This is a genomic window from Actinomadura sp. NPDC049382 (assembly GCF_040677125.1).
In the GTDB taxonomy this organism is placed as follows: domain Bacteria; phylum Actinomycetota; class Actinomycetes; order Streptosporangiales; family Streptosporangiaceae; genus Spirillospora; species Spirillospora geliboluensis.
The window spans coordinates 1-6,859 of record NZ_JBFARO010000223.1; the positions used below are offsets into that span (position 1 = coordinate 1).

General features: G+C 77.1%; 8 protein-coding genes. 4 read left to right on the plus strand and 4 right to left on the minus strand.

Annotation, left to right across the window (positions count from 1 at the left end):
• Window positions 1–218: hypothetical protein (locus AB0K34_RS45585; RefSeq protein ID WP_364554762.1), on the minus strand; the 218-nt coding region annotated here is incomplete at its 3' end.
• Window positions 219–532: 314 nt separating this feature from the next.
• On the opposite strand from AB0K34_RS45585, the gene rsgA reads away from it, so the two are divergent.
• Window positions 533–1,615, plus strand: coding sequence for a ribosome small subunit-dependent GTPase A (rsgA, locus tag AB0K34_RS45590; RefSeq protein WP_301178140.1), 1,083 nt, complete (start codon window positions 533–535; stop codon window positions 1,613–1,615).
• A complete protein-coding gene (locus AB0K34_RS45595) occupies window positions 1,612–2,157 on the plus strand; it encodes a GNAT family N-acetyltransferase (RefSeq protein WP_301178139.1) in 546 nt (181 codons plus the stop codon). Before rsgA ends, AB0K34_RS45595 begins: the two co-directional genes overlap by 4 nt.
• Window positions 2,158–2,236: 79 nt before the next feature.
• Here AB0K34_RS45595 and AB0K34_RS45600 read toward each other — a convergent pair whose 3' ends face one another.
• The gene (locus AB0K34_RS45600; RefSeq protein ID WP_301178138.1) at window positions 2,237–3,082 is read right to left on the minus strand and encodes an ABC transporter permease; all 846 of its coding nucleotides are present in this window, start codon (window positions 3,080–3,082) and stop codon (window positions 2,237–2,239) included.
• Window positions 3,079–4,089, minus strand: coding sequence for an ATP-binding cassette domain-containing protein (locus tag AB0K34_RS45605; RefSeq protein ID WP_301178137.1), 1,011 nt, complete (start codon window positions 4,087–4,089; stop codon window positions 3,079–3,081). Before AB0K34_RS45605 ends, AB0K34_RS45600 begins: the two co-directional genes overlap by 4 nt.
• 96 nt (window positions 4,090–4,185) lie before the next feature.
• On the opposite strand from AB0K34_RS45605, the gene AB0K34_RS45610 reads away from it, so the two are divergent.
• Window positions 4,186–4,908, plus strand: a complete 723-nt coding sequence (locus tag AB0K34_RS45610; protein WP_138642260.1) for a TetR/AcrR family transcriptional regulator — start codon at window positions 4,186–4,188, stop codon at window positions 4,906–4,908.
• A 221-nt stretch (window positions 4,909–5,129) separates the two neighbouring features.
• Here the strand turns inward: AB0K34_RS45610 and erm are convergent, their stop codons facing one another.
• Window positions 5,130–5,996: an ErmE/ErmH/ErmO/ErmR family 23S rRNA (adenine(2058)-N(6))-methyltransferase gene (gene erm, locus AB0K34_RS45615; protein WP_301178136.1), complete on the minus strand. Its 867-nt coding sequence runs from the start codon at window positions 5,994–5,996 to the stop codon at window positions 5,130–5,132.
• A 360-nt stretch (window positions 5,997–6,356) separates the two neighbouring features.
• Between erm and AB0K34_RS45620 the strand changes: the two genes are divergently transcribed.
• Window positions 6,357–6,859, plus strand: a 503-nt coding sequence (locus AB0K34_RS45620; protein ID WP_364554765.1) for an alpha/beta hydrolase, incomplete at its 3' end; no start/stop codon positions are given.

Here is a 6,859-nt window from a genome sequence, read left to right on the forward strand (position 1 = left end):
GGTTCGCCGGCCTGCGCGGCCAGCCGCGCGGCGGACTCGGCGGCGGGCGCGAGCGCGTCGAAGACCTCTTCCAGCCGCCGCGCGGCGGCGCGGTCGGCCCGTTCCGCGCGCCCGGCGAGGGTGTCGCGCCGGTCCCCGGTGCCGCGGCCGTCCCGGCCGGCCGCCGGGTCCGCCGGGTCGGTGTGGTCCTTGCCGTCCTGCTGGTCTGTGTCGTCCACGGCCACGCCCCTCATCGCGATCCGCCCCGAATTCACCATAACCGGCGCGGGACGGTGCCGGTCCCCCGCCGCCCGTCCGGCCGCCCGACCGGCCGCGCCTTGTTAATTGGGTGGCGCGGTGCGGGGCGGGGGCGGTAGTGTCGCGCGTGAACGTGAGGAGGTGGGGACGAATGGCCGTTGCCGCGGTTGCTGCTGCCCGCAGCATTCAGCCTGTCCTCATCCTCCGGGCCGCCGGCTGAGCCGACCTGAGCCGCACTCGTCGTTGCGGTGTCCGCCCGCCGGGGCCCTGTACTCACGTGAAGGGTTCCACTGCATTGTCCTCCGCATTCGCGGACTCGTCCCCTCTTGCCGCCTACGGCTGGGACGAGGACCTGGAGAACGAGTTCACCTCTCATCGCGCGGCGGGTCTGGTGCCCGCGCGCGTGGCCGCGGTCGACCGCGGCCTGTGCGACGCGGTCACCGAGGACGGCCCGGTCCGGGCGTCGGTGCCGCGTGCGGCGTCCCCCGGCGACCCGGTGCCGTGCACGGGCGACTGGGCGGCGCTGCGCCCCGGCGGCCCGGACGGGCGCCCGGTCGTGGCGGCGCTGCTGCCGCGGCGGACCGCGATCACGCGGGCGTCGGCGGGGCGTGATTCCCGCGGCCAGGTGCTGGCCGCCAACGTCGACACCGTCGCGGTCGCGGTGTCGCTGGCGGCCCGGCCGGCGCCGGGCCGGATCGAGCGGCTGGTGGCGCTGGCCTGGGAGAGCGGCGCGCGACCGGTGGTGGTGCTGACCAAGGCCGACCAGGTCGCGGACACCGCCGCGGCCGAGGCCGACGCCGCGGCGGCGGCGCCGGGCGTGCCGGTGGTGGCGTGCAGCGCCGCGACCGGCGACGGCGTCGAGGCGGTCCGGGCCGTCCTTGCGGGGACGGTGGTGCTGGTCGGGCCGTCGGGCGCGGGCAAGTCCACGCTGGGGAACGCGCTGCTGGGCGCGGACTCCCTGGTGACGGGCGCGGTCCGGGAGGCCGACGGCAAGGGCCGGCACACCACCGTGCGGCGGGAGCTGCTGCCGCTGCCGGGCGGCGGCGTCCTGATCGACACGCCGGGGCTGCGCGGCGTCGGGCTGGTCGATGCGTCGGCCGGGCTGGAGCGCACGTTCGCCGACGTGGAGGAGCTGGCCGCCGGGTGCCGGTTCGCCGACTGCGCGCACGAGACCGAGCCGGGCTGCGCGGTGCTGGCGGCGGTCGAGGACGGGACGCTGCCGCAGCGCCGCCTCGACAGCTACCGGCGGCTGCTGCGCGAGAACGCGTGGGCGGCCTCGCGCAGCGACGCGCGGCTGCGCGCCGAACACGAGAACCGATGGAAAACGATCAAGAAGGAGCAGCGGCGGATGTACCGGGAGCGGGGGCGGGACCGATGATGTGGACGACGAGGCCGGAGCGGCCCGGCGACGCGGCGGCGGTCCGCGCGGTGGTGGAGGCGGCGTTCCCGACTCCCGCCGAGGCCGACCTGGTGGACGCGCTGCGCGAGGACGCGGCGTGGATCCCGGGCCTGTCGGTGGTGGCCGAGGCCCCGGACGGGCGGGTCGCCGGGTACGCGCTGGTGACCCGCTGCCACCTCCTCGACCCCCGAGACGGCGGGCCGGGCGGGCCGGGCGCTGCGGCGCTGGCGCTGGCTCCGGTGGCGGTGGCGCCGGGTCTGCAGCGGCGCGGTGCGGGCGGCGCGGCCGTCCGCGCGGTGCTGGCGGAGGCGGCGCGGCGCGCGGCGGCTGGCGGTGAGCGGCTGGTGGTGGTGCTCGGGCATCCGGAGTACTACCCGCGGTTCGGGTTCGGGCGGGCGTCGGCGCTGGGCGTCGGCGTGGCGTTCGAGGTGCCGGACGAGGCGCTGATGGCGCTGGTGCTGGACGGGCCGGGCCCGGTCCCGTCCGGGACGGTGCGGTACCCGGCGCCGTTCGGGGTGTGAGTGCGCCCGCGGCCCGCGGCGGGGTGTCCGCCGCGGGCCGCGGGTCCGCGGTAGCCGGGGTTCAGCGGTCGCCGGGGGTTCAGCGGCCGCGCCGCCGGTAGGTGCGCACCGACAGCGGGGCGAACACCGCCAGCAGGACCAGCGACCAGCCGAGGGTGGCGGCGACGGGGTGGGCGAGCGGCCAGGCGGTGTCGGCGGCGGGCGCGCCGGGGTTGCCGAACAGGTCGCGGCAGGCGGCGGTGAGGGCGCTGACGGGGTTCCATTCGGCGATGATCCGCAGCGGCGCGGGCATGCCGCCGGTGGGGACGAAGGAGTTGGACAGCATGGTGACCGGGAACACCAGCGGGATGAGCTGGTCGGCGGTCTGCTCGTTGCGGACGACCAGGCCGAGGTAGCAGCCGGCCCAGCTGAGGGCGTACCGCATGAGGGCCAGCAGCGCGAACGCCTCCAGGGTGGACCACAGGCCGTTGTGGGCGCGCCATCCGACGAGGAGGCCGGCGGCGGCCATGATGAGCATGCCGAGGACGCCGTGGAGGATCTCGGCGCCGGTCTGCCCGAACGGGACGGCGGAGCGGGCCATGGGCATGGAGCGGAACCGGTCCATGACGCCGCGGGAGGCGTCGGTGGCCACGCGCAGGGTGACGGCCATGGTGGAGGTGAAGGTGACCATGGCGAACAGGCCGGGCATCAGGTATTCGCGGTAGTCGCCGCCGCCGGGGACGGCGATGGCGCTGCCGAAGACGTAGCCGAACAGCACGACCATGACGGCGGGGAAGATCAGCGCGGCGATGAGCTCGCCGGGTTCCTGGCGGATCCGCGACAGTTCGCGGCCGATGAGGGTGAGGCCGTCGGTGACGGCCCAGCGGATCCGTGCGGCGCGGTCGGCGGGCGCCGCGGGCGGGGCGGGGGCGGTGAGGGCGGTCATCGGACGGTCTCCTTCACGGGCGCGCCGTCGCCGGCGGCGGCTTCGGCGGTGCCGGTGCCGGTGCCGGGGTCGGTTTCGGGGGTCGCGGTGAGGCGGAGGAACACCTCGTCGAGGGTGGGGCGGCGCCGCCCGGCGTCGGCGGTGGCGACGCCGGCGCGGTCGAGTTCGCGGACGACGTCGGCGAGGCGGACGGTCCGGGCGGTCAGCGGGACCGAGAGCCGGTCGCCGTCCAGGGCGGGGTGGGCGCCGGTGAGGGCGTGCAGGACGGCGGCGGCGGCGCCGGCGTCGGCGGGGTCGTCCAGGACGACGTCGAGGCGGTCGCCGATGGCGGCCTTCAGCTGGTCGGGGGTGCCGGTGGCGATGACGCGGCCGTGGTCGACGACGGCGATGTCGTCGGCGAGTTGATCGGCCTCGTCCAGGTACTGGGTGGTGAGCAGGACGGTGGTGCCGTCGGCGACCAGGCCGCGGACGGCGTCCCAGATCTCGCCGCGGCTGCGGGGGTCCAGGCCGGTGGTGGGCTCGTCCAGGAACAGCACCTGGGGCCGCAGGATGAGGCTGGTGATCAGGTCGAGGCGGCGGCGCATGCCGCCGGAGTAGCCGGCGACCTGCCGGTCGGCGGCGTCGGCGAGCCCGAACCGCTCCAGCAGCTCGTCGGCGCGGCGGTGGGCCTCGCGGCGGGGCAGGTGGGAGAGGCGGCCGAACATGCGCAGGTTGCCGCGGCCGGTGAGCTTCTGGTCGACGGCGGCGTACTGGCCGGCCAGGCCGATGCGGGCGCGGACCTGGTCGGGGTGGCGGGCGACGTCGAACCCGGCGATGCGGGCGTGCCCGGAGTCGGCGTCGGCCAGGGTGGCCAGGATCCGCACGGCGGTGGTCTTGCCGGCGCCGTTGGGGCCGAGGACCCCGCAGACGGTCCCGGCGGGGACGGCGAGGTCGAGGCCGTCGAGGGCCTGGGTGGTGCCGTAGCGCTTGCGCAGCGCCTCGGCGGCGACGATCGGTTCACGGGTCACGGCAACTCCTCTGGGTACGGTGTACGCATCTCACGGTAGACAACTGGGTACGTCGTACGCAACTAGGATGCTCGGTACGACCCGCGAGGAGGTTCGGTGGCAGCCGGCGAGCAGCACGTCAGCATCTGGTCGGTCCCGGAGCGGCAGGGCCGCGGGCCCCGCCCCGCCTACAGCCGCGCCCAGATCACCGAGGCGGCGATCCGCATCGCCGACGCCGACGGGCTGGAGGCCGCCTCGATGCGCCGCATCGCCGCCGACCTCGGCACCGGCGCGATGTCGCTGTACCGGTACGTGCCGTCCCGCGACGACCTGCTGGAACTGATGGTCGACCACGCGCTGCTGGAGCTGGACATCCCCGACCGGCCCTCCGGCGACTGGCGCGCCGACCTGACGCTGATCGCCGAGAACACCCGGGCGGTGTGGCTGCGGCACCCCTGGCTGGCCGGGCTGCACCGCCCCCGCGCCACCATGGGCCCGAACCGGCTGCGGCTGCTGGAGTTCGCCTTCGGGGCGCTGGACGTCGGCATCCCCATCGACCAGATGCTCACGCTCCTGGACATGCTGAACGGCTACGTCGAGCGCGTCGTGCGCGGCGAGATCGAGTGGATGCGGGAGGCGCGGCAGAGCGGGATGACCCCCGAGCGCTGGATGCTGCACAGCGGCCCCTACGTCCGGGAACTGCTCGGCACCGGCCGCTACCCGATGTTCGAGCGCATCGTCATGGACGCGCGGCTGCCCCACATGAGCGCCGAGGACCAGTTCCGCTACGGCCTGGACCGCGTCCTGGACTGCATCGGCGGCGTCCTCCCCGCCCCCTGAACGCGCGGGATCCCGTCCCCAGGGTGACAGCGGGGACGGGATCGGAGACGCCGGCGGGAATCGAACCCGCGAGGGGATGGCGGCCCGGTGCGCCGCCGCGGCGCCCGCCGGAGCGGCCGCCTGATCAGCCTGCCCCGGCCGCGGCACCGCCGCAACGCATTTTCCCCGCGCCTCCCCGCGCCTCCCCGCGCCTCCCCGGCGCGTACGCTCGCACCAGGCCGTCACTCCAGGCGGTGCAGGACCCGCACGAGCTCGATCCACTCCTCCGGGTGGACGTACCCGACGACCGCGCCGCGCGGCAGTCCCGCCGCGCGGAACGCCGCGTCCACCCGCCGCCGCGGATACGCCGACCGCAGCGACGCGTGCAGGCTGCCGCCCCGGCCGGTGAACCCCAGCTCCACGCACTGCGCGTACCCCTCCAGCGCGCCGGGCGGCAGCAGCGGCCGCGCCCGCCGCTCCAGGCGCAGCACGGCCGAGTCCACCCGCGGGACGGGCCGGAACCGGCTCGCGGGGATCCGCTCGCCCAGCCCCCACCGGAACACCGGCCAGGTCCGGACCGTCAGCAGGCTCCACCGCCCGTAGTCGCCGGTGCGCTTGCGCGCGTACTCCCGCTGCGTGATCAGCGTCGCCGCCTCCAGCGCCGGTGCGTCCAGCGCCCACGCCACGATCGCCGACGTCGCCGCGTACGGGATGCTGCCCGCCAGCCGGAACGGGCCGCGCGGCGGCCGCGCGGCCAGGAAGTCGCCGGTCACGCACTCCACGCCCGGCAGGCCCCGGCGCCGCAGCCGCGCCGCGTGCACCGGGTCGATCTCGTAGGCGATCACCCGGTCGGCGTGCGCGGCGAGCGCGGCGGTGATCCGGCCGTCGCCCGCGCCGGCCTCCACGACCAGCCCGCCGGGCGCGGCCAGCCGGGCGTACCGGGCGATCACCCCCGGGTCGGCGAGGAAGTTCTGGGACAGCTCGCGGCGCGCGCGCCCGCGAGCGGTGGTTCGGTTTCGGTGAGTGATGGCGGCCGTCCTCGGCTCCCGGCCACGGCGGGCCGGCGGACGGGCCGCGCACACGCGCACGGCGGCGCGGCGGAAACGCATCACAGCGGAAACGCGGCGCACAGGAAGGTGCTGCCGGGATGCGCGGCGGGGCCCGTCCGGGATCGTCAGGGGCGTCGGCGTGCCCTGGACGGCCGGTGCGCGCGAGCGCACGCCACGGCCGCGGCGCCGCGCAACGGCGCCGCGGCTGCGGCAGATCAGGCGGCGCGCACCCGGAGGTCCAAGGCGGGGCGGCGGCCGCGGAGCCGGACGTAGGCGGCGGCGGCCATCACCCGCGCCGCGCAGTCGGTGACGGCGGACATGCGCCCGATCCTAGGGACCCCGGCCGCCCGCCCCCAACAGGTTTTCCCCGGCCGCTTCCCCGGCCGCCGCCCTCCCGCCGCACGCCGTAGGCTGCGCTGTGTGACCGGTCGCGATCCGGAGTACCTGGCGTTCCTGCGCCGCCGCCTCGCCGAACCCGCCGGCGACGGCGGCACGGGCGGCGTCGAGGACGCGCGCCGCGCCCACGCCGCCGACCTCGCCCGGTCCCCGCGCCCGCCCGCCGGCGCCGTGACCGACCTCGCCGTGGACGGCCCGGCCGGGCCGCTGCCCGCCCGGCTCTACCGGCCCGCCTGGGACGGCCCCGCCCCCGCGCTGGTGTACCTGCACGGCGGCGGATGGGTCCTCGGCGACGTCGACTCCTACGACCCGGTCGTGCGGGCCCTGGCCGCCGCCAGCGGCGTCGCGTGGCTGTCGGTCGGGTACCGGCGCCCGCCCGAGGACCCCTTCCCCGCCGCGCTCGACGACACCGTCGCCGCCGTCCGCTGGACTGCACGGGCGCCCGCACCTCCCGGCACCTGCCCGAGGAGGACCTGCAGACCCACCTCGCGCGAGCCGCCCTGGCCATGGCGCCGGTCTACCGCGCC

Coding starts and splice junctions, on each gene's coding strand:
- AB0K34_RS45600 (WP_301178138.1), bottom strand. CDS start 3,082: ATGACCGCCCTCACCGCCCCCGCCCCGCCCGCGGCGCCCGCCGACCGC.
- AB0K34_RS45595 (WP_301178139.1), top strand. CDS start 1,612: ATGATGTGGACGACGAGGCCGGAGCGGCCCGGCGACGCGGCGGCGGTC.
- erm (WP_301178136.1), bottom strand. CDS start 5,996: ATGCGTTTCCGCCGCGCCGCCGTGCGCGTGTGCGCGGCCCGTCCGCCG.